General features: G+C 71.5%; 19 protein-coding genes and 1 pseudogene. 9 read left to right on the plus strand and 11 right to left on the minus strand.

Annotated features, from left to right (window positions below):
- Positions 1-86 precede the first annotated feature (86 nt).
- The 3 genes and pseudogenes from BJ965_RS33940 to BJ965_RS33950 all read right to left on the minus strand — a co-directional run bounded on the left by BJ965_RS33940 (position 87) and on the right by BJ965_RS33950 (position 3,852).
- Positions 87-2,492: a SpoIIE family protein phosphatase gene (locus tag BJ965_RS33940; protein ID WP_184914201.1), complete on the minus strand. Its 2,406-nt coding sequence runs from the start codon at positions 2,490-2,492 to the stop codon at positions 87-89.
- Positions 2,493-2,607: 115 nt separating this feature from the next.
- A pseudogene (locus BJ965_RS33945) lies at positions 2,608-2,886 on the minus strand (FCD domain-containing protein); the annotation flags it as partial.
- Positions 2,887-3,225: 339 nt separating this feature from the next.
- Complete coding sequence (locus tag BJ965_RS33950) at positions 3,226-3,852, minus strand: LysE family translocator (RefSeq protein ID WP_184914204.1); 627 nt, start codon at positions 3,850-3,852, stop codon at positions 3,226-3,228.
- Positions 3,853-3,963: 111 nt separating this feature from the next.
- Here BJ965_RS33950 and BJ965_RS33955 point away from each other — a divergent pair, with 111 nt between their 5' ends.
- Complete coding sequence (locus tag BJ965_RS33955) at positions 3,964-4,416, plus strand: Lrp/AsnC family transcriptional regulator (protein ID WP_184914206.1); 453 nt, start codon at positions 3,964-3,966, stop codon at positions 4,414-4,416.
- 25 nt (positions 4,417-4,441) lie between these two features.
- Here the strand turns inward: BJ965_RS33955 and BJ965_RS33960 are convergent, their stop codons facing one another.
- The gene (locus BJ965_RS33960) at positions 4,442-5,392 is read right to left on the minus strand and encodes a phosphotransferase (RefSeq protein WP_184914208.1); all 951 of its coding nucleotides are present in this window, start codon (positions 5,390-5,392) and stop codon (positions 4,442-4,444) included.
- Positions 5,393-5,564: 172 nt separating this feature from the next.
- On the opposite strand from BJ965_RS33960, the gene BJ965_RS33965 reads away from it, so the two are divergent.
- From BJ965_RS33965 to BJ965_RS33975, 3 genes are all read left to right on the plus strand, one after another.
- Positions 5,565-6,401, plus strand: a complete 837-nt coding sequence (locus tag BJ965_RS33965; protein WP_184914210.1) for an alpha/beta fold hydrolase — start codon at positions 5,565-5,567, stop codon at positions 6,399-6,401.
- Between the two features lie 113 nt (positions 6,402-6,514).
- A complete protein-coding gene (locus BJ965_RS33970) occupies positions 6,515-7,564 on the plus strand; it encodes an AraC-like ligand-binding domain-containing protein (protein WP_184914212.1) in 1,050 nt (349 codons plus the stop codon).
- An 83-nt stretch (positions 7,565-7,647) separates the two neighbouring features.
- A complete protein-coding gene (locus BJ965_RS33975; protein WP_184914214.1) occupies positions 7,648-8,316 on the plus strand; it encodes a DUF5701 family protein in 669 nt (222 codons plus the stop codon).
- Between the two features lie 7 nt (positions 8,317-8,323).
- Here the strand turns inward: BJ965_RS33975 and BJ965_RS33980 are convergent, their stop codons facing one another.
- A complete protein-coding gene (locus BJ965_RS33980; RefSeq protein ID WP_184914216.1) occupies positions 8,324-10,648 on the minus strand; it encodes a helix-turn-helix domain-containing protein in 2,325 nt (774 codons plus the stop codon).
- 76 nt (positions 10,649-10,724) lie between these two features.
- Complete coding sequence (locus BJ965_RS33985) at positions 10,725-11,840, minus strand: AI-2E family transporter (protein WP_376777958.1); 1,116 nt, start codon at positions 11,838-11,840, stop codon at positions 10,725-10,727.
- Between the two features lie 105 nt (positions 11,841-11,945).
- Between BJ965_RS33985 and BJ965_RS33990 the strand changes: the two genes are divergently transcribed.
- Entirely contained in the window at positions 11,946-12,257 is a 312-nt protein-coding gene (locus tag BJ965_RS33990) for a hypothetical protein (protein WP_246546129.1), read from the plus strand.
- Here BJ965_RS33990 and BJ965_RS33995 read toward each other — a convergent pair.
- The 4 genes from BJ965_RS33995 to BJ965_RS34010 form a co-directional block, all read right to left on the minus strand.
- Positions 12,254-13,033, minus strand: coding sequence for a polysaccharide deacetylase family protein (locus BJ965_RS33995; protein ID WP_184914219.1), 780 nt, complete (start codon positions 13,031-13,033; stop codon positions 12,254-12,256). The genes BJ965_RS33990 and BJ965_RS33995 overlap by 4 nt on opposite strands.
- Positions 13,034-13,248: 215 nt before the next feature.
- Complete coding sequence (locus BJ965_RS34000; RefSeq protein ID WP_184914221.1) at positions 13,249-14,091, minus strand: acyl carrier protein; 843 nt, start codon at positions 14,089-14,091, stop codon at positions 13,249-13,251.
- A gap of 167 nt (positions 14,092-14,258) precedes the next feature.
- Positions 14,259-14,474 (minus strand): hypothetical protein, encoded by a 216-nt coding sequence (locus tag BJ965_RS34005; RefSeq protein WP_184914223.1) that lies wholly within the window; start codon positions 14,472-14,474, stop codon positions 14,259-14,261.
- Positions 14,475-14,596: 122 nt separating this feature from the next.
- Positions 14,597-15,052, minus strand: a complete 456-nt coding sequence (locus tag BJ965_RS34010; protein WP_184914225.1) for a tellurite resistance TerB family protein — start codon at positions 15,050-15,052, stop codon at positions 14,597-14,599.
- Positions 15,053-15,209: 157 nt separating this feature from the next.
- Between BJ965_RS34010 and BJ965_RS34015 the strand changes: the two genes are divergently transcribed.
- From BJ965_RS34015 to BJ965_RS34025, 3 genes are all read left to right on the plus strand, one after another.
- Positions 15,210-15,992, plus strand: a complete 783-nt coding sequence (locus tag BJ965_RS34015) for a class I SAM-dependent methyltransferase (RefSeq protein ID WP_184914227.1) — start codon at positions 15,210-15,212, stop codon at positions 15,990-15,992.
- A gap of 257 nt (positions 15,993-16,249) precedes the next feature.
- A complete protein-coding gene (locus BJ965_RS34020) occupies positions 16,250-21,460 on the plus strand; it encodes a family 43 glycosylhydrolase (protein ID WP_184914229.1) in 5,211 nt (1,736 codons plus the stop codon).
- Between the two features lie 259 nt (positions 21,461-21,719).
- Positions 21,720-23,114, plus strand: a complete 1,395-nt coding sequence (locus tag BJ965_RS34025) for a DEAD/DEAH box helicase (RefSeq protein ID WP_184914231.1) — start codon at positions 21,720-21,722, stop codon at positions 23,112-23,114.
- A gap of 126 nt (positions 23,115-23,240) precedes the next feature.
- Here BJ965_RS34025 and BJ965_RS34030 read toward each other — a convergent pair whose 3' ends face one another.
- Positions 23,241-24,719 (minus strand): non-reducing end alpha-L-arabinofuranosidase family hydrolase, encoded by a 1,479-nt coding sequence (locus BJ965_RS34030; protein WP_184914233.1) that lies wholly within the window; start codon positions 24,717-24,719, stop codon positions 23,241-23,243.
- Positions 24,720-25,343: 624 nt separating this feature from the next.
- Here BJ965_RS34030 and BJ965_RS34035 point away from each other — a divergent pair.
- A complete protein-coding gene (locus tag BJ965_RS34035) occupies positions 25,344-26,774 on the plus strand; it encodes an endo-1,4-beta-xylanase (protein ID WP_184914236.1) in 1,431 nt (476 codons plus the stop codon).

The following is a 26,774-nucleotide window of genomic DNA, read 5'->3' on the forward strand; positions in this document are numbered from 1 at the left end:
TGCCGCTCCGGACACCGCGCCCGTACCGGACGCCGGGGAACATGCCCGTCGTGACCCGGACACCGTCGGCACGCGGGGTGCTCGGCTCACACCCCGGTCGGCAGGGGCTGTTCCGCCCAGATGGTCTTGCCCGTCGCCGTCTGCCGGCTGCCCCACCGCTCGGCGAGCTGGGCGACGAGCAGCAGGCCCCGTCCGCCCTCGTCGAAGACCCGGGCCCGGCGCAGGTGCGGGGCGGTGCTGCTGCCGTCGGACACCTCGCAGATGAGGGCCGAGTCGCGGATCAGGCGCAGCTCGATGGGGGCGCCGCCGTACCGCAGCGCGTTGGTGACCAGTTCGCTGACGATCAGTTCGGTGGCGAACTCCGCCTCCGTCAGCCCCCATTCGGCCAGCTGCTCGCCCGCCATCTTGCGGGCCCGGGCCACGGCCGCGGGGTCCGGCGGCAGCTGCCAGGTGCGGACCTTGCCGGCGTCGAGCACCGCCGTCCGGGCCAGCATCAGCACCACGTCGTCATCGGCGGGTCCGCCGGTCAGCAGCGTGCGCAGCACCCGCTCGCAGGTCTCCTCCAGCGCCACCGGGGGGCCGCTCAGTGCCTGGCGCAGCAGGGCGATCCCGACCTCGATGTCGTGGCCGGGAGCCTCGATCAGCCCGTCGGTGTAGAGGGCCAGCAGGCTGTTCTCCTCCAGCCGCACCTCGGCGGCCTCGAACGGCAGGCCGCCCAGGCCCAGCGGCGGACCGGCCGGCAGGTCCACGAACCGGACGCCGCCGTCGGACGTGACCAGCGCGGGCGGCGGATGCCCGGCGCGGGCCATGGTGCAGCGGCGGGACACCGGGTCGTACACGGCGTACAGGCAGGTGGCGCCGACCTGCCCCGACGCCTCCTCCTCCCCGCGCACCTCCGGGCCCTCCTCCCGGTCGAGCCGGATGACGAGGTCGTCCAGCTGGGTGAGCAGCTCGTCGGGGGCGAGATCGACATCGGCGAGCGTGCGCACGGCGGTCCGCAGCCGGCCCATCGTGGCCGACGCGTGGATGCCGTGGCCCACCACGTCCCCCACCACCAGGGCCACGCGGGCGCCGGACAGCGGGATGACGTCGAACCAGTCGCCGCCGATGTCCGCACCGGCCCCGGTGGGCAGATAGCGGTAGGCGATGTCCATCGCCGCCAGTTCCGGAAGCCGCTCGGGCAGCAGGCTGCGCTGGAGCGCCAGGGCGGTGTGGCGCTCCCGGGTGAAGCGGCGGGCGTTGTCCACGCTCACCGCGGCCCTGGCGACGATGTCCTCCGCGAGCAGCAGGTCGTCCTCGCTGAACGCGTCCGGGGTCCGGTGGCGCAGGAAGTGCACCAGGCCCAGGGTCATGCCGCGGGCGCGCAGCGGCACCATCATCACCGAGTGGATCATGTACCTGGACACGGTCTGGGCGCGGGCGGGGGAGGACCTGAGCCACTCCATCAGCTCCGGATCCCCCGGCCGGTGCCGGGCGCCCCGCTCGGCGCTCAGGACCCGCAGGGGCAACGTCCCCACCGGGTAGCCGATCGTGCCTCCCGTGGCCACCACCGACTCCGGGCAGCCCTCCAGCACCGACCGCTGCGCGGTGCGCCGCACCGTGGCCGGCGTGCCCGTCGGCAGTGGTTCCGGCTCGTCGCCCAGGACGACGGTCTCCAGCAGATCCACGGTGACGAAGTCCGCGAACCCCCCGGCGACGGCCACCTCCGCCAACTCCTCGGCCGTCCGGGTCATGTCCAAGGTGCTCCCGATGCGCAGACTGGCCTCGTTGAGCACCGCCAGCCGGCGCCGGGCCCAGTACTGATCCGTGGTGTCGAAAACCGTGGCCGACACGCCCCGGACCTCGCCGGCCTCGTCCTTCAGCGGCGACATGAACATGGACCAGGCGTGCGGCCGGATCTCGCCCGGGGCTTTGCCGTGCTCCTCGTGGAAGATCATCTCGCCGGTGCGCAGCACCTCCCGCTGGAGGCGGTCGTAGGTGTCGAAGGGCGGGTTCGGCTCGATCTCCCACAGGGTCAGGCCCTTCATCTCCTCCTCGGACCTGCCCATCAGCTCGGTCATGATCTCGTTGGCGCCCACCAGCCGGGCGTCCCGGTCGTAGACCGCCACCGGTACGGGGAGCTGGGCGAGGGTGAGGTCCCACAGGGGCGGGGCCCCGTGCTCGTCCCGCACGCCCGGGTTCACCGGCACGGTGCCGGTCACGAGCCAGAGCCGGCCGCCCTCCCCGTCCAGCAGCGGCGTCCCCTGCAGCCGGACCACGACCAGGTTGCCGTCGCGGTGCCGCAGTGCCACCTCACCGGCCCACCGCCGGCCCTCGGCCGCGTGCCGTCGCGTCGACTCCGGGAGACGGGCGGCGAGCAGGTCGTCGAGGGGCCGGCCCACGAGCTCGGCGGGTTCATGGCCGAGCAGACGGCGGGCTCCGTCGCTCCACACCGTGATCGCTCCGCGGGCGTCGACGACGAACGCCAAGTCCTCCGGTACGCGTCCCTGCACGGTGCCTCCGGATGTGCCGCCCTTGCCTACTCACGAGTCCCTGCCCCCGATTGTCCCGCTACCGGCCCGCCGGGGCTCGTCTGCCGAGGGGCGCCTCGGTGACCAGCGTGAACGCTCAGATGGCCGCGCGGATCGCCTGCTCGAACCCCTCGACGTGGCCGCGGGCGAGCCGTGCCGCCCGCTCCGGCTCGCCCGCGACGCTCGCCTCGATCAGCGGTCCGTGCTCCCCGACGTGTCCCGCCATGTCGGACGGGCGGTCGAGGAACAGGCACCAGATGCGGGTGGCGAGGTTGTCGTGGCGGACGAGGGTGTCCTCCGGATACGGGTTGTGCGCGGCGGCGTAGACCGCGCGGTGGACCTGAAGGTCCAGGTGCGTCAGCTCGCCGGCGTCCTGCCATCGACGTCGACCACAGTCACACGCCCGAGGACCTCGCCACCATCGGCCGCGACGCGGAGTCGGCGGCCCTGGCGCGGGCGGTGCGCTGGCACTGCGAGGGCCCGGTCTTCGTCCAGGGCCGCCGCTCGGTGATCCTCCGCTGAGGTCAGGGCCGGCCGACACGGATCAGGGTCCGCCGCCCGGGCGGGGCGAACCCCGTCGGCCGTCCTCGACGCCGAACACCTCCCGCCAGCACACCGTCAGCGTCGTCCGGACCTCAGGACCGTGCCGGCCACGCCCGTTCCCCGCAGGGCCCGTCCATGCACGTTCCTACGACAGGGAGGCCGCTCGGATCGGTCAACCCGCCAGGCGTTCCACCAGCAGGAACCCGCCGATGACGATCATCATCGCACCGGAGACCCGGGTCACCACCCGGGCCGCGGAGGGCCTGGTCCTCAGGACCGTACGGGCCAGAACCCCGACGGTCAGGTAGACGACGGCGCAGGCGGTCATGTGCAGCGAGCCGAGCAGACCGGTCTGGCCGGCGACCGGCCACGCCCCCGCGGGATCGATGAACTGCGGGAACAGGGAGAAGTAGAGCAGCAGCGCCTTGGGGTTCAGGCCGCTGATCCCGATGCCCCTGAACATCACCCGCAGGCGGGAGGAGCCCTGGGTGCCCACCTCCGCCTCGGAGGCCGTCAGAGTGGCCGGCTGCCGGAGCACTCCCCAGCCGAGCCACACCAGGTAGCCGGCCCCGGCCATGGTCAGCGCGGTGAGCAGCGTTCCGGAGCTCGCCACGATCACCACCAGTCCCGCCACCGCGAGCAGGGTGTACCCGGCATATCCGGCCACCAGCCCGGCGACCGCCGGCACGACCGACCGGTCCCGCAGACCCGCCGTGATCGCGTAGGCCCAGTCCGCGCCGGGCGTGAACACCAGCAGCAGATCCACTGCCAGGAAGGCCGCCAGCGTGGTCGTGTCCATCGATCGTTCCCTCTCACGTGCTGTAGTGCGAGAGGAAGGCTAGGCCGGATCTGCCCGAAGGTGTTCCCTTCTTTACTCCTTGATCGCGGGATCTGGGGCAGAATCTTCTCCATGGATGCCCTGGACCGGAAAATTCTTACCGAGCTGCAGCTGGACGGCCGTCTCACGGTCACCGAGCTGGCCGCACGCGTGAAGCTGAGCGTCTCGCCCTGTCACCGCAGGCTGCGTGATCTCGAACGCGAGGGTGCGATCCGCGGGTACCGCGCGGTGGTGGACCCGGCCGCCGTGGGCCTGAACTTCGAGGCCCTGGTCTTCGTGACCCTGCGCTGGGAGGACGCCGACACGGTCTCCGCGTTCGAAGAGGCCGTGGCCGCCGTCCCGCACGTGCTCCAGGCCCAGCGCCTGTTCGGCGACCCCGACTACCTGCTGCGCGTCGCCACCACCGACCTGGGCGCCTTCCAGCAGCTCTACGACCAGCAGCTGGCCCGGCTGCCCGGCGTGCAGCGCCTCAACTCCACCCTCGTCATGAAGCACATCGTCGACGACCGCCCGCTGCCCGAGTGACCGGCCGCCGCGAGTGCGCGGGGCCTCAGCCCGCCAGTCCTCCGGCGAACGGCATCGTCCGCCACTGCTCGACGGCCGGCTTCAGCGCGTCCACCAGCAGGGGCAGCCGCGGCGCGAGGGCGAGGCAGGCCACCGCGCGGGACATGCCCACCGCGTTGACGACCCGCAGCACGTCCTGGTCCAGCCGCCGCAGCCCCAAGCGCCCGGCGGCGGCGTCGTACGCGGCCTCGCACTCGCCGCCGAAGGCAGCCAGATCCCATTCGACCGGCCCGAGCGTGGTCAGTTCGAAGTCGGAGTACAGCACGCCGGCCGGCCCGGAGACGATGTTGGCCGCCGGGGCGTCCCCGTGGATCGGCTGGAGCCCGACGCCGGGGAACACGGCCTCGAACCCCGCGGGTGAACCGACGACCGGCTCCAGCACCTCCCACTCGCGCCGCGCCCGGTCGAGATCGGCCGGATCCAGAAGATCGGGGCGCCCTTCGAGCGCGGCGAGCCCCTCGGTGACGAACCGCGGTTCGGCCGCCGACAGGAACGGCAGCTCACCCGGGTAGGCGCGCAGCGCGGCGTGCAGGTCGGCGACCAGGCCGGCGTTGCGCACATAGTCGGGCTCGGCGCTCTGGTCCAGCTCGACGAACTGCCAGAACGTCATCGAGAACCCGTCGCGCGTCACGGGCTCCCGGGGCACGAGCGGACTCGGCGGGATCACCGGATGCCCGTGATCCGCGAGCCACCCCACCACGTCCAGCTCCTGCCGCTGCCGGGCGGCCTGCGAGTCGGCGTCGGCGTACGAGGGCAGCACGGTCGGCACCCTGACCACCACGGGCGACGGAGCCAGGTGCACCACGACCGAGAACACGTCGTAGATGACCCTCGCGTCCCCCACGTCGAGCCCCAGCTCCCGCCCGGCGGCGACGGCGGCGGTGAGGGCGCGGGAGCTGCGGGCGGAGATCTGATCAGGTGTCAAGAATCCTTCCATGGCGCCGATGGTGTCACGGCGGGGGCGGTGGTGCACCGAGTCATGAATCGGCGGCCTTCTGTGCACCCCCGGTCAACTACCCGTGCGCTGTACGGCAATCGGCGGCTCCGCGTCCGTCCTAGCGTGGCCGGGTCCCTTGCACCAGCCGCTCGGAAACGAGGAAGCAGCACAAATGCCGTACATCACCGTGGGCCAGGAGAACTCCACCGCCATCGACCTGTACTACGAGGACCACGGATCCGGGCAGCCGGTCGTCCTCATCCACGGCTTCCCGCTCGACGGGCACTCCTGGGAACGGCAGAGCGCCGTCCTGCTCGAGGCCGGCCACCGCGTGATCACCTATGACCGGCGTGGCTTCGGGCAGTCCTCCCAGCCGACCACCGGCTACGACTACGACACCTTCGCGGCCGACCTGAACACCGTGATGGAGACCCTCGACCTGCGGGACGCCGTCCTCGTCGGGTTCTCGATGGGCACCGGCGAGGTCGCCCGCTACGTGGCCCGGTACGGCTCGGCCCGCGTCGCCAAGGTCGCCTTCCTCGCCTCCCTGGAGCCCTGCCTGCTGAAGTCCGACGACAATCCGGACGGGGTCGCCCCGAAGGAGTTCTTCGACGGGGTCGTCGCCGCGGTGAAGGCCGACCGCTACGCCTACTACACCGACTTCTACAAGGACTTCTACAACCTCGACGAGAACCTCGGCACCCGGATCAGCGAGGAGGCCGTCCGCCACAGCTGGGACGTCGCCGCGGGCGGGGGCTTCTTCGCCGCGTCCGCCGCGCCCGCGACCTGGTACACCGACTTCCGCGCCGACATCCCCGCGATCGACGTGCCGGCCCTGATCCTGCACGGCACGGGCGACCGCATCCTGCCCGTCGAGGGGACCGCGCGACCGTTCCACAAGGCCCTGCCGGCGGCGGACTACGTGGAGATCGAGGGTGCCCCGCACGGTCTGCTCTGGACCCACGCGGAGGAGGTCAACGCGGCGCTGCTCGCCTTCCTGGCGAAGTGATCGGTTTCTTCCCCCGATTCTTCCTGGACCGCCCCGGGGCGGCATGGTGACATCGTCAGGGCCGGCAGCGGATACCGTCTGCCGGCCCTTGATCATGCCCAGGGGGAATCCACGTGTCCGTCGTCCTTTCCACCGCGTCACTGCCGGCGGCCGACCGGAGGGAGCGCTGGCACCACGCGGTGTCCCGGACCTTCATCCCGCTCGACGTACGACTCCTGGAGGACGATCCGTCCCCCGGCAGCATCGTCAGCCACCGGCTGGGTTCCTTACAGGTCTCGCAGGTCCAGGCGGGCCCGCAGGTCGTGACGCGCAGCAGGCGGCTGATCGCCCGGGACGGCAAGCAGTTCCTCATCCTGACCCTGCAGCGACGGGGCAGCGCACTCAAGGAACAAGACGGCAGACAGGCCCGCATCGGGCCGGGCGACTTCTCCCTCTCCGACTCCTCGCGGCTGTTCCGGAAGAAGGTGCAGGACGCGTTCAGCTTCACCTCCTTCCACTTCCCCCGCGAGGATCTCCGGGTGCGCGACGAGGACCTGCGGGCGCTGACCGCCACGGCGTTCTCCGGCCGGGAGGGCAGCGCCGCCCTGGTGGGGACCTACTTCGCGCGCCTGGCACGTGAGGCGGGGCATCTCGACGCCCTGGCCGGTCCCCAGTTCGCCGCCACGGCGCTCGACCTGCTGGCGCTGCTGATCAACGAGCGGAGCGGCCGCTTCACCCCCCAGGGCCCGGAGACCGCCGCGGCCACCCTGGTGCGGGTCAAGGACCACATCCTGCGCCACCTCGCCGACCCCGGCCTGGCACCGCCCGCAATCGCCGCCGCGCACTTCATGTCGGTCCGCTACCTGCACAAGCTGTTCCAGGCGGAGGGCGTCACGGTCGGGGAGTGGATCCGGACGCAGCGGCTGGAGCGGTGCCGCCGGGATCTGCTGCGTTCCCCGGCCCTGGGGCACGGGGTGGCGGCCGTCGCCCGGCGCTGGGGATTCACGAGCCCCAGCCACTTCAGCCGTGCCTTCCGAGCGGCCTACGGGATGACGCCCCGCGCGTGGCAGATCGACAGACTGTCCGGCGAAGGGACGGGCGACGGGACGGGCGACAGGGCAGGCGTGGGGACAAGGGACACGGCGGAGCGGGAACGTCCCGGCGGACCGGCGCGTTGCCCATGAGTTCGCGCAGGTCCGAATCCGCCCGGCGGGCGAGTCCGGCCCGCGTTCGAGTTTCGCCCCACGTCGTCCACCCAGGGAGCATCGTGCCCGACACCACGCCCGACCCGTCCACCGTCCTCCCCGCACTCCCGGCCTTGAGCGCGCAGGCCGAGCGGCTGATCGAGCTGGGGGTGCACGAGACCGCGGGACTGTCCGCCGACGAGATCCGCACGTTCGCCGCGCAGGCCGCAGCCGGGGCCGACGGCGACGGCGCCCTGCTGGCCGTGCACCCGGACCGGGCCCCCGCCTCCGCCCTCGCACCGCTGCTCAGCCGCGACGGCAAACCGGGCTTCGTCGTCGTCGACATGCCCGACGTCGACGAGTTCACCCCCTGTTCCCTCGAACTGCCCGACGCCCCGCTCTACCTGGTCACCGGCGTCGACCGCGGCGACCACATGTCCAACTGGTCCCCGGACGAGGCCCTGCCCGCCCTCACCGAGGAGGACCGCAGCCCGCTGGTGCTCAGCGAGGGCATCCACTGGGTGCTCCAGCAGCCCGAGGCCCTGGAGCGCAACCTCTGCTTCATGACCATCGGCTCCCGGCTGCGCAAGCCCAACGGCACCCTCGACGCCCGCACCCCGGCCATCTGGATCAGCAACGGCACCGGCCGGGACGGCCGCGAGCGCCGTAACGCCCCCAAGGTCGGCTGGTGCTGGTGGAACAACCGGCACACCTGGCTCGGCTTCGCCTCCACGGCGGGCCGCAGAGGCTGACGCCGGTTCACTGCACGAACCGGATGTGCGGCACGGGTCGGCCCGCGGTCAGTGCGGAGAGGCCGGTGCGGGCCTCGTCCCGCATGTCAGCGGGGACGCGGCTCTCCAGCGCGAGCACGGCCCGGTACTCGGCGGCGGCCTCGGCCCGTTCGCCGAGCCGGGCCAGCCCATGCGCCAGATGCAGGCGGACCTTGCCCGCCTGCTTGTGCCACCCGCGGTCGTCGAACTGCCCGCGGATGGACCGCAGCGCGTCGACGGCCTCCCCCCACCGCCCCTCGTCGAGATGGACGAACGACACCGCGTAGAGGGCGGTCAGGGCCGTGAACTCCCGTACGTTGGCCGGGATCCGGTCCTGGTGGCGGGGATCCGCGAGGGTGTCCATGATGCCCCGGCAGGTCTCCACGGCCTGCTGCGCGCGCCCCGCCCCGCGAAGCACCCGGATCATCCCGCAGGACACCTGGAGATACCCGTTGACGTCGTCCGCCTCGGTGAACAGCTCCGCCGCGCGGTGATAGTGGTCGGCCGCGGTCGCCATGTCGTCGACGGCGTCCCGCAGCCAGCCGAGATACGCGTGGGCCCACGCCTGCTGGCGGACGTCGCCGGCCGTCCCGGCGAGGCGCAGTGCGGTCGTGGCCGACTCCACCGCCTCGTCGTGCCGGCGGGCGCAGGCCCAGTACGCCCAGGCGCGGTAGTTGCAGTGGGTCGCCCCCAGCGCGGCGTCGCCCAGGGCGGCCCCGGCCGCGGCGGCTCGCTCGTAGACCTCCACCCAGTGGCCCCAGGACACCCAGTGGTCGGAGAACCAGTGCATGGCCTCCGCGACCTCGGCGACCCGAGCGTGCTCGCCGTGCGCCGCGGCCTCGCGGAACGCGGCCAGCCAGGTGTCGCCCTCGGCCCTGATCCAGCGCGCCGCCTGCGCACGGTCGTCCAGGGCGACCAGCCGGCCGGGATCCGCCGGCGGTACGCCGTAGTCCGGCTCGTGCCAGCGGCCGGCGAGGACGGCCGTGTCCAGCAGCCAGTGCCGCAACCGCGACCGCGCGGCGAGCGAGATCTCCTCGCCGTCCTCGGCACGGTGACGGGAAGCCGCGTACAGGCGCAGCAGATCGTGCAGCCGGTACCGATCCTGATGGGACGTCATGAGCAGTCCCGCCTCCAGCAGTTCCTCCAGCAGGTCCTCGGCGTCGGGCAGCGGCACGTCGGCGAGCACGGCGGCCGGGGCGGCGCCGAAGTCCCCGCCCGGCAGCAGCGACAGCAGCCGGAACATCCGGGCGGCCTCCGGCGCGAGACGGGAACAGGACAGCGCGAACGCGGAACCGACCCGCAGATCGCCCGCGCTGAGCGCGTCCAGCCTGCGGTCCTCGTCGGCGAGCCGGGCGGCGAGCCGCTCAAGGCTCCAGCCGGCGCGGGTGGCGGCCCAGTTCGCGGCCACCCGGAGCGCCAGCGGCAGATGCCCGCACAGCTCGGTCACGACGTCCGCGGCCCCCGGCTCGGCGTCCACCCGCCCGGCGCCCACGACCGCACGCAGCAGGGCGGCGGACTCCCGCCGGCTCAGTGGCCCGAGTTCCACCCGCCGTACTCCCTCCAGACCGGCGAGAGTACGGCGGCTCGTCACCACCACGAGCAGTCGCCCCGCACGCGGCAGCAGCGGCCTGACCTGGGCCTCGCCGGCGGCGTTGTCCAGGACGAGGACCGCGCGCAGCCCGGCGGCGATCTCGTGGAAGCGCGCGAGACGTTCCTCGGCGGTCAGCCGGGCCAGCTCGGCGTCCCCTACGCCCCACGACCCCAGCAGCCCCGCCACCGCCTGCTCCGCCGGCAGCGGCAGCTCGTCCAGGCCCCGCATGTCCACCAGGAACGCCCCGTCGGGACAGGGCGACCCCGGCTCCTCGGCCAGCCGGACCGCCAGCGAGGTCTTGCCACTGCCGGGCGGACCCGACACCACGGCCGTCGGCGGAGCGACCATCTGGCCCTCGGCGGCCTCCCGGGCGAGAGCGCGCAGCACGGTCAGTTCCGTGTGCCGGCCGACGAAGTCCCTCACGCCCCTCGGCAGGGTGTGGGGCGAGGCCTTGGCGAACCCGGCTGTCCGCGCACCGGGACGGGCCGCCCTGGCCGCCGCGAGGAGGTCCGCGTGCCCCGCCTCGTCCAGGTCCAGACCCTGGGCGAGCGCGGTGATGGTGCCCCGGTGCGGACGCCGGCTCCGGCCGCGCTCCATGTCCCCGATGGCCCGCCCCGAGATCCCCGAGGCCTCGGCCAGTTCCTCGATCGTCAGCCGGCGGCTCTGCCGTAGCGCGCGCAGCAGCCGGCCGAACGGCGCCGTGATCCCCACCCCAGTGCCCACCGCGCGATGATACGTCCGGCGGGCGGCGGCTCCGGGCCCCAGGCGCCGCACACGGAAGCACGCGGTCGAGGGCCCCTCACCGGGGAGACGTCCGGGCCGGTTCGCCCGCGCTGCCCCGCAGCGCCTGGTACACGGACCACACCACGGCCACCAGCGGCACGGCCACCACCGCACCGATCACCCCCGCCGCGACCGCCCCGCCGACCACCGCCAGGGCGACCACCACCGGGTGCAGACGGACGGCCCAGCTCATCACGATGGGGTGCAGGAGGTGGCCCTCGATCTGGCCGATTACCACGATGAGGGCGACGACCACCAGGGCGATGAGCGGCCCCTTCGACGCCAGGGCGACGACCGCCGCGATCGCCAGGGCGATGGGCGAGCCGATCAGGGGGATGAAAGCGGCCATGAACTCCAGCAGCGCCAACGGCACGGCGAGCGGCACCCCGAGGGCGAACAGCGCGATGCCCACGAGGACCGCGTTGGTCGTCGCCACCAGCAGGATGCCGTGGGTGTACCCGGTGAAGGTCCGCCACGCCGCCCCGGCCCCGACCGCGAACCGCTGCCGGGCCCGTTCGGGGAGCTGGCCGCACAGCCACTGCCACTGCTTGTCGCCGGAGTGCGTGAAGAAGACCGCGCAGAACAGGGCCAGCGCGAGCACGGTCAGCACCTCGACCAGCCTGCTCGCGCCGCTGAGCGCCGTACTGATGAGGGTGGAGCGGTGGTCGGACAGGAGCTTGCCGATCCGGGACTGGAGATCGTCGAACGCGTCCGCGGGAAGGCGGAAGGGCGGCTCCTCCAGCCGGCGCTCGATCCGGTCGATCCCCGCCACGAACTCCTTCTCCAGCCCGGTCCGCTGATCCGCCACGGTCTCGCCCACCAGGGCCAGCGCCCCGAGGACCAGGACGATGCCACCGACGAGGGCGGCGGCGACCGCGAGCGGCCGGGGCATGAACCGCGCCAGCAGACCGGCCACGGGACGGAGCACCGCCGTGATCACGAGGCCGAGGAAGACGGCCACGGCGATCCGGTGGAACTGCCCGAGCACGGAGAAGGCGACCCGGACGACGATGCCGACCGCGATGAGCCGCCACGCGTACGCGGCCGCCGTCCGCAGCACGCCCGGCACGCGCGACTCGGCGTCGTTGAGGTTCGGCAGCGCCGAGACGGGGGGATCGGGGGGCGTCGACACCTCATGCCCGTACCACCCACCGGCCGTCGCACAGCGGAGCCGGCCCGGATTTCCCCCGAAGGCCGGTACCGACGTGGCGGACGGCGCAGCTGAACGCTGTTCGCGATGGAGCTCTTCCACCGTGACCCGGAGGGCAGTTGCTTCCTGTCCGACGGCCACCTGTCGCTCGCCCTGATCAAGCACCGGCTCGACGGTGACACCCCGGTCGGCATGAACCACTTCGGCTTCCACATCACGGACACGGCGGCCACCTCCGAGACCCTCGCGCCGGCCGGTACCCCGAAACCGGCCGATCGCTTCACCGACCGTCCCTTCGCCGAGTACCGGGCCATGGACCCGGAGGGCACCTGGTTCGACCTCTCGGAACACGGCTTCGGCGGCCCGCGACCGCCGTCCGGCCCCGCCGGCCGCGGCTAGCGCACGGGGAAGCCGAAGGAGTACCCCTGCTCCTTCAGCCATGGCAGGACCTCTCGCAGGGCGGCGACGGTCTGCGAGCGGTCTCCGCCCGCGTCGTGGAAGAGCAGGGTCGGGCCGTTGGAGATCTCGTTCTTGACGGTGGCCACCATGGCCGCCGTGCCGGGTCGTTCGAAGTCCTTGGAGTCGATGTTCCAGCCGAGCGGGCGCATCCCGTGGGACGCGGCGAGCTGACGGCTGTAGGGCGTGAAGGCTCCGCCGGGCGCCCGGTAGTACAGCGGGCGGACACCCCCGGACGCCTTGGTGATCATGCGTTCGGCGTCCAGGATCTGCTTCGACTGGTAGGCCTCGGACTTACGGTCCATGGTGACGTCGTGCGAGACCGTGTGGTCGCAGAGCCGGTGCCCGGCCGCCACCACCGCCTTGACCAGGTCCGGATGGGCGCGGGCCTGCGTGCCCACCATGCAGAACGTGGCCTTCACACCGTTGTCGCGCAGCACCCGCAGCACCTCGGGGGTCCAGGCGGGGTCCGGTCCGTCGTCGATGGTGATGTTGACGCCTCGGGCACCGGCGTCCGAGGCGTGCACGATGCCCGCCGGCACGGGCGCAGCCTTGCGGCCCTGCGACTGGGCGGGAGGCGCCGAGACGCCCTGGGCGGGTCGCTCCTCGCCGGAACCGATCCGCGCGTTCCAGAGCGAGCTCAGCCCGGCCACCGCTGTCACCCCGAGCGCCGCCGCCAGCACTTTGGCGTACCAACCCCGCCCGCCACTTCGCACCATGTCTTCTGTTCCTTCGCCGTCGCCGTGGAGCCCGTGCATACGGCAAGAGGGCTGAAGGCGGCCGGCGGATCCGTCTGTTACGGATCACGGACAATCCTGCTGCTCGGCGGTGTCCGGACGGCCCGCTCGACGCACTCGCGCCGGGCCCGCGCACGCCCTCTCGATCCTGGTGCGGACGGCCGGAACCGTGGTGTCCGCGTGTTCCTGCATCGACGTCAGATGGTCGCCGGGGACGTCCAGGACGTCGTGTGCCCACGGCCAGGACGCACGCCAGTCGCAGCCGTCCAGCCGTCCAGCCGTCCGCGGAGGCGGGCGTCGCGGACGTGGGGTGCGACGCCCGGTGGAGCAGCGTCGGCGCCGTGACCGGCTCGGGGTGCCGGCCGCGGAAGACGCGGTCGCAGGCCCCCATCGCCGCCGGTGCCCTGTCGCCGTCCCCGCTGAAGAGGGGCCGCCCCGACTCCCGCGGCGGGGGAGCGGCCGGGCACAGCAGCCAGTCCTCGCCGTGGCCGTGCGGCGTGATGGGCAGGCGTCCAGCAGGACGAGGCCCACCGGTGCCCGGCCCGTCCCCTCCAGGCGGTGGGCCACCAGGTGCGTCCCGTCGCCACCCGAGGACCGGCCCACGAGCACGAGGGGGCCATCGCCGACATGAGCCGGGGCGTGCTCCGCCTGTCGGCTGACCGGGGCGTCGGACAACTGGCCGAGCGGGTGGCGGGCCGGTCTCCGGCCGTGCGGTGCTCGAACACCAGGGCCTCCGACAGCCGGAGCCCCGGTGCCGTGCTCGGCCGGTTGCGGATCTGCACCGCGGTCAGGGAGTCGAAGCCCGGCTCGGCGAGGGAGCGGTCGCCCGGGAGGGCGTCGGCGTCCGGATGGCCGAGCACCGCGGACACGTCCGCACGCAACAGCTCCTCGCCCGCTGACTGCCGGGCATCCGCCGACTGCCGGGCGTCCGTCGGCAGCTGGGCATCCGCCGGCTGCCGGGCGCCCGCTGACTGCCGGGCGTCCGTCGGCAGCCGGGCGTCCGTCGGCAGCCGGGCGTCCGCCGACTGCCGGTCGTCCATCGAATGCCGGTCCAGCCGCGCACACCGGGCTCCCGGCTCCGGCGACTGCCCGGCCCGCGCCGGAGGGATCGGTCCGCCCCCGTCGCCGCGCTCGGCGCCCACCCACTCGTCAGCCGTGCGAACGACGCTTCAGGTCAGTACACCTAGGACGCTTCAGGTCAGTACACCTAGTCGGTCTCGCGCTCCAGGACGCGGCGGGCCGCCTCGGCCTCAGCCGCCGGCGGCGACAGTTCGTCGAGGGTGTCGAGCTCGTCGTCCGCCTCCAGTTCCCGTTCCCAGGCCGCCGCGAGGCGCTCCTGCTCCTGGCGCGGCCTGGCGCCGACCGCCTCGCGGTGCTCCGGGTCCAGAGCTGTCAGGAATCGTCCGAGCGGGTCCGAGGGCATGCGGGGCTCCTTGTCGTATGGAGGGATGCCAGACAGCCCCAGCATGGCCGAATCATGGCGCCCCGGCCGCTCGACACAGCCGGGAAACACCGCGTCGGCCCCTCGGCCCCAGGCCTGCTCGGTCAGAGGTCGAACTCGTGCGGCGGCAGGTCGAGGGCGTAGCACGCCTCGCGGACCACCGCCTGCTCGTCCTTGTCGAAGTCGCCGTCGGCGCCGCCGATGACGATGCCGATCTGGACGACGGCCCGCGCTTCCGCCGGCTTCTTCTTCGCCTTGGCGATCTCCTGCATGACGCTCACCTTGCCGAAGTCGAAGTCGGCGGCCAGCTTGTCGAGGTTGTTCTCGAAGCGGCGGCGCAGATCGTCGGCGCGGAAGTTCTGCAACACCTCGTTGGTGGCGATGAGCCGGGCTACGCGCTGCCGTTCGGCCGGGTCCACCGTGCCGTCGGCGGCGGCCACCAGGGCGCACATGGCCATACTGGAGTCGCGGAAGGCTCCGCTCTTCAGGTCGTTCTTCCTCGCGATCAGCTGGGTCTGCGTCGTCGAGGCGGATTCCTTGAGGCGGTCCCACAGGGCCATGAGAACTCCATGAGGGTCGGTAGCTTCTACAGTGCTGTAGCAGCTAGCAGCTAGCAGTCCTTGTCCACGAGAGCCCGACTTTCCCGGTACCGACTTTCCCGGTACCGATGCACGGCAGTTGCGTCCGGGCGGCAGCCCGGCAGAACGGAGACCCGCCATGACCAGCTCGTTCCGCCCTGACTTCGGGCTCACCGCGCAGGACTACGGCCGTCACCGCGCCGGATTCCCCCCGCAGCTCGTCTCGCACCTGTACCGGCACGGCATCGCCTTCCCCGGCAGGGACGTGCTCGACGTCGGGACCGGCCCCGGCGCCTTGGCCCGGCTGTTGGCGCAGGCAGGGGCGCGGGTGACCGGCCTGGACCCGGCGGAGCCATTGCTCGAACAGGCCCGGCGGCTCGACAAGGAAGCCGGGGTGGAGACCGACTACCGGGTGGGCACTGCGGAAGCGACAGGGCTGCCGGACGCGTCGTACGACGTGGTGACGGCCGGTCAGTGCTGGCACTGGTTCGACGCACCGGAGGCCGGGGCCGAGACGCGGCGGCTGCTGCGCCCCGGCGGCCGGGTGGTCATCGCCCACTTCGACTGGCTGCCCCTGCCGGGCAACGTGGTCGAGGCGACCGAGGAACTGATCCTCTCCTTCAACCCGGCCTGGACGTTGGGCGGCGGCACCGGCCTGTACCCGCGCTGGCTGACCGACCTTGCAGGCTCGGGCTTCACCGGCATCGAGACCTTCTCCTTCGATCTGGAGGTGCCGTACCCGCCCGATGCGTGGCGGGGCCGGATCCGGGCCAGCGCCGGGGTCGGCGCCGCCCTGCCGCCGGACGAGGTGGATCGCTTCGACGCGGCTCTCGGCCGGGTGCTGCGCGACCGTTTCCCCGGCGAGGTCCTCCAAATCCCGCACCGCACCTGGGCCGTGGTGGCGACAAGGGGTGCGAACTGACGCGCACGCGAGGCGCCCGCCCCCGCTGACCGGCGGCACTCGGTGGCCCCGGAGTGCGGCGTGACTCCTGTTCGGCCTGTCGGACATTGTTCGAAACCTCTTGACGCTGCCCCGGGCGTCGCTGAGACTCTCGCCACACACTTCACCTGCGTGTAACGGCAGGCCCACGGCAAGGACTTGCCGTCGCCTCGTCGGCCGCTCGTCCCTTCCGCTCCGCCTTGTCCGTCATCAGCCATGCCTCAGCAGGGAACCTCGACATGACGCACGTCGCACGCCTTCGCAGCCGCGCGAGACGCCGGGCGGGTCATCTCGCCGGACTGACCGCCGCGTCGATGCTGCTCACCCTCGCCGGACCCACCGCTTCCGCGCATGCCGCCCCGGGGGCACCGGCGGCCGAAACCGTGGACCTCACCGAGGGTTTGGCCCTCTGGTACAAGCTCGACGCAGCCTCGGGCGGCACCGCCACCGACGCCTCCGGCAACGGCCGGAACGGCACGGTCAACGGCACCGCCGACTGGTCCCCCTCCGGTCAGGGGCTCGCCTTCAACGGATCGGACACCTACATCAAGGTGCCGGACGACGTCATGAAGGGCATGAACGCGATCACCGTCTCCATGGACGTACTGATCGACTCGGCCCAGAGCACGCCCTACTTCCTCTACGGCTTCGGCAACACCAGCGCGGGCACGGGCAACGGCTATCTGTTCACCACCGGGAACTCCTTCCGCACCTCCGTGGCGACGGGCAACTGGTCGACCGAGCAGACCACCAAGCCGTCCGACTCACACAACCTGACCCGCGGCGTGTGGAAGCACGTCACCTACGCCCAGACCGGCTCCACGGGCGTGCTGTACGAGGACGGCGTCGAGGTCGGCCGCAACACCTCCGTCACCACCACGCCCGGCGCCATCGGCTCCGGCAGCACCAAGGCCAACTACGTCGGCAAGTCCGTCTACGACGGCGACAAGCTCTTCAAGGGCCGGATACGCGACTTCCGGGTGTACGACAGGGCCCTGGACGGCTCGGAGGTCGAGCAGCTCTCCCTCCCCGTCGCCACACAGGGCGTCGCCGACGACAAGGACGCCCTCAGCCTCGGCGACACCCGCGGCATCACCTCGGACCTGGACCTGCCCAAGGTCGGCCCGGCCGGCGGCTCCACCATCGGCTGGGACAGCGACAACCCGTCCGTGGTCTCCGCCACCGGCAAGGTCACCCGCCCCGAGGCCGGCTCACCCGACGGCCACGCCACCCTCACGGCGACCCTGAGGAAGGGCACCGTGACCGGCACCAAGACCTTCGACGTCACGGTCCGGCCCGCACTCGACGACACGGCCGCCGTCCGGCAGGCCGCCGACGCGCTCACGGTCCACAACCTCGACGACGCCCGCGGCAACCTCACCCTCCCCGGGAGCGGTGCCCTCGGCACGTCCGTCACCTGGTCCTCCGCGAAGCCCGACACCGTCTCCGCCGATGGCGAGGTCCACCGCCCCGCGCACGGCGACGGCGCCACCACCGTCGAACTGACCGCCACCGTCACCAAGGGCGAGGCGAAGGCCACCCGCGTCATGACGGCCCAGGTGCCCGAACTCCCCGCCGAGGCGGCCCTCGAGGGCTACATGTTCAGCTACTTCACCGGCGAGGGCACCTCCGACGGCGAACAGCTCTACGCCGCCCTCAGCAAGGGCAACGACCCGCTGCACTGGCGCGAACTGAACGACGGCAAGCCGGTCCTCACCTCCACGCTCGGCGAGAAGGGCCTGCGCGACCCGTTCATCATCCGCTCCCCGGAGGGCGACAAGTTCTACCAGATCGCCACCGACCTCAGGATCTACGGCAACGGCGACTGGGACGCCTCCCAGCGCACCGGCAGCAAGTCCATCATGGTCTGGGAGTCCACCGACCTGGTGCACTGGACGAACCAGCGCCTGGTCAAGGTCTCACCCGACAGCGCCGGCAACACCTGGGCGCCGGAGGCCTTCTACGACGCCGAGCGCGGCGAGTACGTCGTCTTCTGGGCGTCGAAGCTGTACGACAACGCCGACCACTCCGGCGACACGTACAACCGCATGATGTACGCCACCACCCGCGACTTCCACACCTTCAGCGAGCCCAAGGTCTGGATCGACCGCGGCTACTCGGTCATCGACTCCACGATGATCCGGCACGACGGCACGTACTACCGCCTGTCGAAGGACGAGCGGAACAACAGCTCCTCCACCCCCAACAGCAAGTTCATCTTCGAGGAGAAGAGCGACTCGATCCTCAACCCGTCCTGGACCCCGGTCGCCGAGGGCATCGGCAAGGGCGCGATGAACGCCGCCGAGGGACCGCTGGTGTTCAAGTCCAACACCGAGAAGAAGTGGTACGCGTTCCTCGACGAGTTCGGCGGCCGCGGCTACATCCCGTTCGAGACGACCGACCTCGACTCCGGCACCTGGACCCCCTCCACCGGCTACGACCTGCCCGCCAAGCCCCGCCACGGCACAGTGCTGCCGGTCACCCAGGCCGAGTACGACCGGCTGCTGCGCGCCTACCAGCCCGACCAGATCGTGAAGAGCGTCGAGGACGTCTCCGTGAAGACCGGCATCGGCCGGGCGCCGGTGCTGCCGGCCACGGTGATCGCCGAGTACGCCGACGGCGCCGAGCGGCCCGTCGCGGTCACCTGGGAGGACGTACCGGCGTCGAAGTACGCCCAGGCCGGCACCTTCACCGTGACCGGCAGCCTGGACGGCGCCGCGATCCCGGTCCGGGCCGAGGTCACCGTGTCCGACGAGGGGCCGGGCGCCCCGGCCGGCCTGCTGCTGCACTACGACTTCGACGAGACGGGCGGCACCATCGCTCGTGACTCCAGCGGACACGGCTTCCACGGCACCTATGCGCGCACGCCCGAGTTCGGCACCGGTGTCCACGGCGGTTCGTTCAAGATGTCCGGCGGCTCCGACTCGCCGTACGTGAAGATCCCGAACGGTGTGCTGAAGAACGCCGGCAGCGTGACCGTGTCGACGTACGCCAAGTGGAAGGGCGGCAGCAGCTTCCAGTGGCTCTTCGGGCTCGGTCCCGACAGTGACACGTACCTCTTCGCCACCCCCTCCAACGGCGGGTCCAGCCTCTACTCGGCCATCACGAAGGCGAGTTGGTCGGCGGAGTCGAAGCTGACAGCGGGCTCACAGCTCACCCCTGGCCAATGGCGGCACGTCACCGTGACGCTGGACGGCGCCACCGGCACGATGGTCCTCTACGCCGACGGCATCGAGGCGGCCCGCACCACGACCACCGTCAAGCCGTCCGAGCTGTACAGCGCGGCCAAGGACCACAGCGGCTTCATCGGCCGCTCCCTGTACGCCGCCGACCCGTACTTCGGCGGCGAGGTCGACGACTTCCGCATCTACGACCGTGCCCTCACGGGCGCCGAGGTCATGGAGCTCAGCGGTAACACGACGGGCATCGCCAAGGCGGCCCACCCGGCGCTCAAGGTCGACGCGCTCGTCGACAACGCGGGCGGCACGATCACCCTGCCGATGAAGGCGGGCACCGATCTCACCGCGCTGGCACCGGAGTTCACTCTCGCCGAGGGCGCGTCGATCAGCCCCGCCTCCGGCAGCGCGCACGACTTCACCGAGCCCGTCACGTACGAGGTCACCGGGTCGGACGGCAAGAAGCGCACCTGGAAGGTCTCCGCGCTGATCATGAAGACCCCGGTCCTGCCGGGCTTGAACGCCGACCCGAACATCGTGCGCTTCGGCGACACCTTCTACCTCTACCCGACGACCGACGGCTTCGAGGGCTGGAGCGGCACGCAGTTCAAGGCCTACTCCTCCACGGATCTGGTCCACTGGAAGGACCACGGCGTCATCCTCGACCTGGGGCCGGACGTCGACTGGGCGGACAGCCGCGCCTGGGCACCGGCGATGACCGAGAAGGACGGCAAGTACTACTTCTACTTCTGCGCCGACGCGAACATCGGCGTGGCCGTCTCCGACTCGCCCACCGGCCCCTTCAAGGACGCCCTGGGCAAGCCGCTGCTGAAGGCCGGTGACTTCCGCGGCCAGATGATCGACCCGGCGGTCTTCACCGACGACGACGGCAAGCAGTACCTCTACTGGGGCAACGGCCGCGCCTACGTCGTCCCACTGGGCGACGACATGACCTCCCTCGACACCTCGAAGGTCACGGACATCACCCCGAGCGGCTACAACGAGGGCACCTTCGTCATCAAACGCAAGGGCACCTACTACTTCATGTGGTCGGAGAACGACACCCGGGACGAGAACTACCGCGTCGCCTACGCGACCGGCCCCTCGCCCACCGGCCCGTGGACCAAGCGGGGCGTGATCCTGGAGAAGGACCTGTCCCTGGGCATCAAGGGCCCGGGCCACCACTCCGTCGTACACGTCCCGAACACCGACGACTGGTACATCGCCTACCACCGCTTCGCCATCCCCGGCGGTGACGGCACCCACCGCGAAACCACCGTCGACAAGCTGGAGTTCGACGCCGACGGCCTGATCGAGAAGGTCGTCCCCACCCTCTCGGGCATCGACCCGGTCACTGTCGTCCACGCCGGACCGGACACCGACGGGGCCGAGGGCGAGGCGATCACCCTCGCCGGCACCGTCTCCGGGGCGGGCACCCCCAAGTGGACCCTCCAGGACGGCGCCCCGTGCACCGTCGCAGACCCCACAGCCGCCCGCACCACCGTCACCTGCACCGATGACGGCACCTTCCGGGCGACCCTGACCGGCGGGCGCTCCGCCGACACCACCACGGTCGAGGTCGCCAACGCCGCCCCGTCGATCACGTCCGCCAAGGGTCCCGGCTCACCCCTCCCGGTGGGCAGGGTCGCCGCCGTCACCGCGTCCTTCGACGACCCGGGCACGTCCGACAACCACACCTGCAAGGTCGACTGGAAGGACGGGAGCCGCCCGACGACCGGCACGGTCACCGGTTCCGGCTGCCGCGCCGCGCACGTCTACGACGACGCGGGCATCCACCGCCCCGTCGTCACGGTCACCGACGACGACACGGGCACGGACAGCACCACCCTGGCGGAGCTGATCGTCTACGACCGGTCCGCCGGGCCCGCCGCCGGAGCCGGCACGATCACCTCGCCGGCCGGTGCCTGCCCGGGCAGGCCGGGACTGACCGGGAAGGCGGCGTTCACCCTCGCCGCCCAGTACCGGAAGGGAGCCACCGTCCCCACCGGCAAGGCCACGTTCGTCTTCGGCCCCGCCCGGCTCACCTTCCGCTCGACCGGCTCCGACTGGCTCGTGGTGAACGGCTCCCGGGCCGTCTACCAGGGCACCGGAACGGTGGGAGGCAAGAACGGCTACGCCTTCAGAGTCACCGCCACCGACGGCCCGGACACCTTCCGCATCAGGATCTGGAAGAAGGCCACCGGCGATGTCCTGTACGACAACAGGACCGGCGCGAGGACGAAGGGCGTCATCGCCGTCGGACACCGCAAGTAGAGGCAGCCGGCGAACGGCCGGGACCGGGCCCCGCGCCCGGTCCCGACCGGCCCGGCCCCCCATCCGTCCTCCTCTCGCGGCCGGACAGCAGACCGCCCTGTGCCGCGGCCCTCCCGGACCGCGTCTCCCGCGCAGTGACCCGTGCTAGCGTTTATTGTTTGCCGCTCACCGTGTCGGTGACCCTGTTCGGAGTCCCTGGCCGGTGACCGCGTCCCCGCCGCGCCTTCCTCGGTACGGTTTCTTCGGAGGAAGGCTTTCTGTGAGCGAATCAGTACGTGGCGATGCCCGCCCGCAGGACTCGGCGCCGCCCTCGGCGGCGTCCTTCGCTCAGCTGGGGCTGCCGGCCGGGATTCTGCGGACGCTGGACGAGCACGGTGTGACCGTGCCCTTTCCCATCCAGTCGGCGACGCTGCCGGACGCGCTCGCGGGACGGGACGTCCTGGGCCGGGGCCGCACCGGCTCCGGCAAGACGCTCGCCTTCGGCCTCGGGATGCTCGCCCGGACGGCCGGGCGGCGTGCGCAGCCCAAGGAGCCGCTGGCGCTCGTTCTCGTGCCCACCAGGGAGCTGGCGCAGCAGGTCGGTGAGGCGCTCACCCCGTACGCCGAGGCCCTGCGGCTGCGGCTCGCCACCGTGGTGGGCGGCGTGTCCATCGGACGGCAGGCCGCCGCGCTGCGGGACGGCGCCGAGATCGTCGTCGCCACGCCCGGCCGGCTGCACGACCTCGTCGAGCGCAGGGACTGCCGGCTGGGGCGTGTGCGCATCGCGGTCCTGGACGAGGCCGACCAGATGTGCGACATGGGCTTCCTGCCGCAGGTCACCGAGATCCTGGAACAGGTGCGCGCCGACGGGCAGCGGATGCTGTTCTCCGCCACCCTCGACCGCGACGTCGACCACCTGGTGCAGCGCTACCTGCGCGACCCCGCAGTCCACTCCGTGGACCCCTCCTCCAGCGCGGTGTCCGGGATCGAACACCACGTTTTCGTCGTGCACGGCCCGGACCGGTACGCCGTGACCACGGAGATCGCCGCCCGGGACGGCCGCGTCCTGCTGTTCCTGGACACCAAGCACGGCGTCGACCAGCTCACGCGGCATCTGCGGGCCAGTGGCGTGGCCGCCGCCGCCCTGCACAGCGGGAAGTCCCAGCCGCAGCGCACCCGGACCCTGGCGCAGTTCAAGAACGGGCAGGTCACCTCGCTGGTGGCGACGAACGTCGCCGCGCGCGGCCTGCACGTCGACGACCTCGACCTCGTGGTCAACGTCGACCCGGCCACCGACCCGAAGGACTATCTGCACCGCGCGGGCCGCACGGCACGGGCCGGCCGCTTCGGCACCGTCGTGACACTCGTCCTGCCGGGACAGCGCCGCGAGACGAGCCAGGTCATGTCGGACGCCGACGTGACTCCCAAGGTCACCAAAGTACGGTCCGGAGAGGCGGAGCTCAGCCGGATCACCGGCGCCAAGGCCCCCTCCGGAGAGCCGCTCGACGGCGGGGCGGCCGCGGCCCGGCCCAAGAACCACAACGCCCCGTTCCGCGGCCTGGGCAGCACCAAGGACGCGAAGAGCGGCTCCGGTGGCAGGTCGTCCCGCAAGAACAACGAGGCCCGCAAGCTCGCGGAGGCCCGCAAGGCGGCCCGGGTGCGCCGCGGCGGCTGAGCCGGTCTCCACACCGACAACGCCGGCCGCCTGAGCGCTGACGTCGTCGCGTGACCGGGCGGGCTCGGCCTTGCGCCGAGCCCGCCACGCCGGCTCCCTACCGGAGCCGAACTCGTGTCACGCCCGTCAGCGCCGCAGGGTCAGCAGACCCGGACGGTAGGGCCATTGGCCGTAGTCGCCGCCGGAGTTGGGGCTGCGTCCCTGGTAGAGGAACTGCAGGTTGCAGGGATCGACGGTGAAGGTCTGATCGGCGGTGGTGCGGATCAGTTCGCCGTGGCTGATGTCGTTGGTCCAGGTGGCGCCGCTGTTGGCCTTGCCGGCGAAGGGATTGCTCTCGGTCGCGGCCTGGGGCGTCCACGAGCCGTTCAGACTGGTGGCCGTGAACGAGCGGAAGTAGCGGCCCTGCGAGCCCCTAGCCTCGACGATCATGAGGTAGCGGTTCTGGCCCTGGAGCTTGTAGACCTGCGGGGCTTCGAACAGGTTGTCTGCCGTATCGCTCATGATCGTGGTGTAGGACGACCCGAAACTGCCCGGGAAGTTCCCGATCGGCATGCTGGCCCGGTAGATCTTGCCGTTGTCACCGGCGAAGAACAGGTACATGTTCTGGCCGTCGGCGATGAGCGTCTGATCGATGGGGCCGGTGCCGGAGCCGGTGATGCTTCCGGAGAAGAGCACCTGCTGTGCCGACCAGCCGTTGGGGTTGGTGGGGTCGCTGGACGTCCGATAGGAGAAGGCGCTCCCGCCGCCCCACTGGTAAGCGAGCACCCAGATGTTCTTCGGCGCGAAGTAGAAGAGCGTGGGCGCGACGGTGGCGGACGCCATCGTGTTCTGGCCGGCCGAGGCCATCTCCGGCCAGTTGGTGAACAGGCCGAAGTTCATCGAACCCCAGCCCACTCCCGTTCCCGCGGCGCCGTGCGTCGTCGCATAGACGAGATGCTTGCCGTTGTAGGGGGCGACGGTGAAGTCCTTGAGCGAGGCCCACCCGGCCTTGGGCTGCGCCAGCGCGCCCGTCGACGTCCAGCGGTACGCCGACGGAAGATCGCACGTGCCGGGGGTGCCGCCGTCGACCTTGACGAGCTGCCACTGCTGGTTGGTGCCGCCCCAGTCGTCGTACTGGACGATGTTCCCGTTGTCGGCGGTGGAGGCGCCTTGCACTTCGAGAGCCTTGTTGCTGTGGCGCGATATGAACCTCACGTAGCCGTCCGCGCTGTCGGCCAGCCGCCACTGCTGGTTGGTGGCGTTCAGGTCGGCCCACTGGACGATCGCGCCGCCGTTCGCGGTGGACCAGTTGTGGACGTCCAGCACCTTGCCCGAGTGGCGGGACCTGATGCGGTAGTAGCCGCCCCCGGAATCGACGAACTGCCACTGCTGCTGGACCTGATCGTTCCTGGCCCACTGGGTGATGCGGGCGCCGTCACCGGTCGCCCTGTTGTAGACGTCCAAAGCCTTGCCGCTGTTGCGGTTGACCAGCACATACGAGGCGTTGGTGTCTACGGTCGCCGCGGCGGCGGGCTGGGCACCGAGGAAGGTGGCCACGAGCAGCAGGGGCGCAAGGACGGCCAGTAAGCGTCTCGGACGGACGGGGGACGGGCGGCGGATCCTCATCAGAGGGCCTCCTTTGGGGGCGGGGCGGTGGTGAGGTGACCCCGATGAACCACGGAGCGGCCGTGCCGGGGGACCGGGGGCAAATCTCGAATGTTTCGAGGAATTCCCGGATGCTGTGACGCCACAAGCTAGGAATGCGGAGCCCTCTGGTCAAGGTCTGCCACTGATCTGTCCACAAACCGCGCCTGCCCTTGGCGCGTGACTTCCGAGCTGAGGGGAGGAGTGGAGAGGGCGACGTCAGAAAGTTTCGGAAGGGAAACCGAAACTTCTTCTGCGGGAAGTATTGACGACCCGTCACCAAAACCTCGATCATCCGTGTCTGAGAAACCGACCTTTATTCGGTATGTCGAATGCGCCTGGGCGGCCTGTGCCGCACGGCAGATCCACGCACACCGCACGGCAGATCCATCGACGCACACTGCACAGCAGATCCGCGCACCAGAGCGCCAACGGCCGAACGGGTGCCGTCCGTGCCGGCCGAGATCGTCCCGGCCCCATGACCGCGGTGCCCGGTGGTTCCGTGCCGCCCGGGTTCCGGACCGCCCCGTCCGTCTGCCGAGTGCGATCGGACGACGCATACCCCCGCGCTTCAGTCCTTCGTGATTTCTACCTTGGAGGCACGTCATGGGCTCGTATGCCCTCCCCAGACCCGACATCCGCCGGAAGACCCGCGGCCTGCTGCCGGCGCTGGTCGTCTGCGTCCTCGGTGCGGTCGCCGCACTGGTCCCGCCGCCGGCCGCGCACGCCGCCGAGAACACGCTCGGCGCCGCGGCGGCACAGAGCGGCCGCTACTTCGGCACCGCCATCGCCTCGGGCAGGCTGGGCGACTCGGCGTACACGACGATCGCGGGCCGTGAGTTCAACTCGGTGACGGCCGAGAACGAGATGAAGATCGACGCCACCGAACCGCAACGGGGCCAGTTCAACTTCACCGCCGGTGACCGCGTCTACAACTGGGCGGTGCAGAACGGCAAGCAGGTGCGCGGCCACACATTGGCCTGGCACTCCCAGCAGCCCGGCTGGATGCAGAGCCTCAGTGGCAGCACCCTGCGCCAGGCGATGATCGGCCACATCAACGGCGTGATGGCCCACTACAAGGGCAAGATCGCCCAGTGGGACGTCGTGAACGAGGCGTTCGAAGACGGCAGTTCCGGAGCCCGGCGCGACTCCAACCTGCAACGCACCGGCAACGACTGGATCGAGGTCGCCTTCCGCACCGCGCGCGCCGCCGACCCGGCCGCCAAGCTCTGCTACAACGACTACAACGTCGAGAACTGGACCTGGGCCAAGACCCAGGCCATGTACCGCATGGTCCGGGACTTCAAGCAGCGCGGCGTGCCGATCGACTGCGTCGGCTTCCAGTCGCACTTCAACAGCGGCAGCCCCTACAACAGCAACTTCCGCACCACCCTGCAGAACTTCGCCGCCCTCGGCGTCGACGTGGCCATCACCGAACTCGACATCCAGGGCGCCCCGGCCTCGACCTACGCCAACGTGACCAACGACTGTCTGGCCGTCCCGCGCTGCCTCGGCATCACCGTCTGGGGTGTGCGCGACACCGACTCCTGGCGACCGGGGGACACGCCGCTGCTGTTCAACGGCAACGGCAGCAAGAAGCCCGCCTACACCGCCGTCCTCAACGCACTCAACGGCGGCTCTACTACGCCCCCTTCGGACGGCGGACAGATCAAGGGCGTCGGTTCGGGCCGCTGTCTGGACGTGCCCGGCAGCACCACCACCGACGGCACCCAGGTCCACCTGTGGGACTGCGGCAACGGCACCAACCAGCAGTGGACGTACACCGCCGCCGGTGAGCTCCGGGTCTACGGGAACAAGTGCCTGGACGCCGCCGGCACCGGCAACGGCGCCAAAGTCCAGATCTACAGCTGCTGGGGCGGCGACAACCAGAAATGGCGCCTCAACTCCGACGGATCCATCGTCGGCGTCCAGTCCGGCCTCTGCCTCGACGCCGTCGGGGCCGGCACCGCCAACGGCACCCTGATCCAGCTCTACTCCTGCTCGAACGGCAGCAACCAACGCTGGACCCGCACCTGA

The organism is Streptomyces luteogriseus (genome assembly GCF_014205055.1).
Taxonomy (GTDB): Bacteria; Actinomycetota; Actinomycetes; order Streptomycetales; family Streptomycetaceae; genus Streptomyces; species Streptomyces luteogriseus.

Bases quoted from the DNA above. Each gene is read 5' to 3' on its own strand.
- BJ965_RS33950 (WP_184914204.1), bottom strand. From the start codon at position 3,852: ATGGACACGACCACGCTGGCGGCCTTCCTGGCAGTGGATCTGCTGCTG.
- BJ965_RS33955 (WP_184914206.1), top strand. From the start codon at position 3,964: ATGGATGCCCTGGACCGGAAAATTCTTACCGAGCTGCAGCTGGACGGC.
- BJ965_RS33960 (WP_184914208.1), bottom strand. From the start codon at position 5,392: ATGGAAGGATTCTTGACACCTGATCAGATCTCCGCCCGCAGCTCCCGC.
- BJ965_RS33965 (WP_184914210.1), top strand. From the start codon at position 5,565: ATGCCGTACATCACCGTGGGCCAGGAGAACTCCACCGCCATCGACCTG.
- BJ965_RS33990 (WP_246546129.1), top strand. From the start codon at position 11,946: ATGGAGCTCTTCCACCGTGACCCGGAGGGCAGTTGCTTCCTGTCCGAC.
- BJ965_RS33995 (WP_184914219.1), bottom strand. From the start codon at position 13,033: ATGGTGCGAAGTGGCGGGCGGGGTTGGTACGCCAAAGTGCTGGCGGCG.
- BJ965_RS34000 (WP_184914221.1), bottom strand. From the start codon at position 14,091: ATGGACGACCGGCAGTCGGCGGACGCCCGGCTGCCGACGGACGCCCGG.
- BJ965_RS34005 (WP_184914223.1), bottom strand. From the start codon at position 14,474: ATGCCCTCGGACCCGCTCGGACGATTCCTGACAGCTCTGGACCCGGAG.
- BJ965_RS34010 (WP_184914225.1), bottom strand. From the start codon at position 15,052: ATGGCCCTGTGGGACCGCCTCAAGGAATCCGCCTCGACGACGCAGACC.
- BJ965_RS34015 (WP_184914227.1), top strand. From the start codon at position 15,210: ATGACCAGCTCGTTCCGCCCTGACTTCGGGCTCACCGCGCAGGACTAC.
- BJ965_RS34020 (WP_184914229.1), top strand. From the start codon at position 16,250: ATGACGCACGTCGCACGCCTTCGCAGCCGCGCGAGACGCCGGGCGGGT.
- BJ965_RS34030 (WP_184914233.1), bottom strand. From the start codon at position 24,719: ATGAGGATCCGCCGCCCGTCCCCCGTCCGTCCGAGACGCTTACTGGCC.
- BJ965_RS34035 (WP_184914236.1), top strand. From the start codon at position 25,344: ATGGGCTCGTATGCCCTCCCCAGACCCGACATCCGCCGGAAGACCCGC.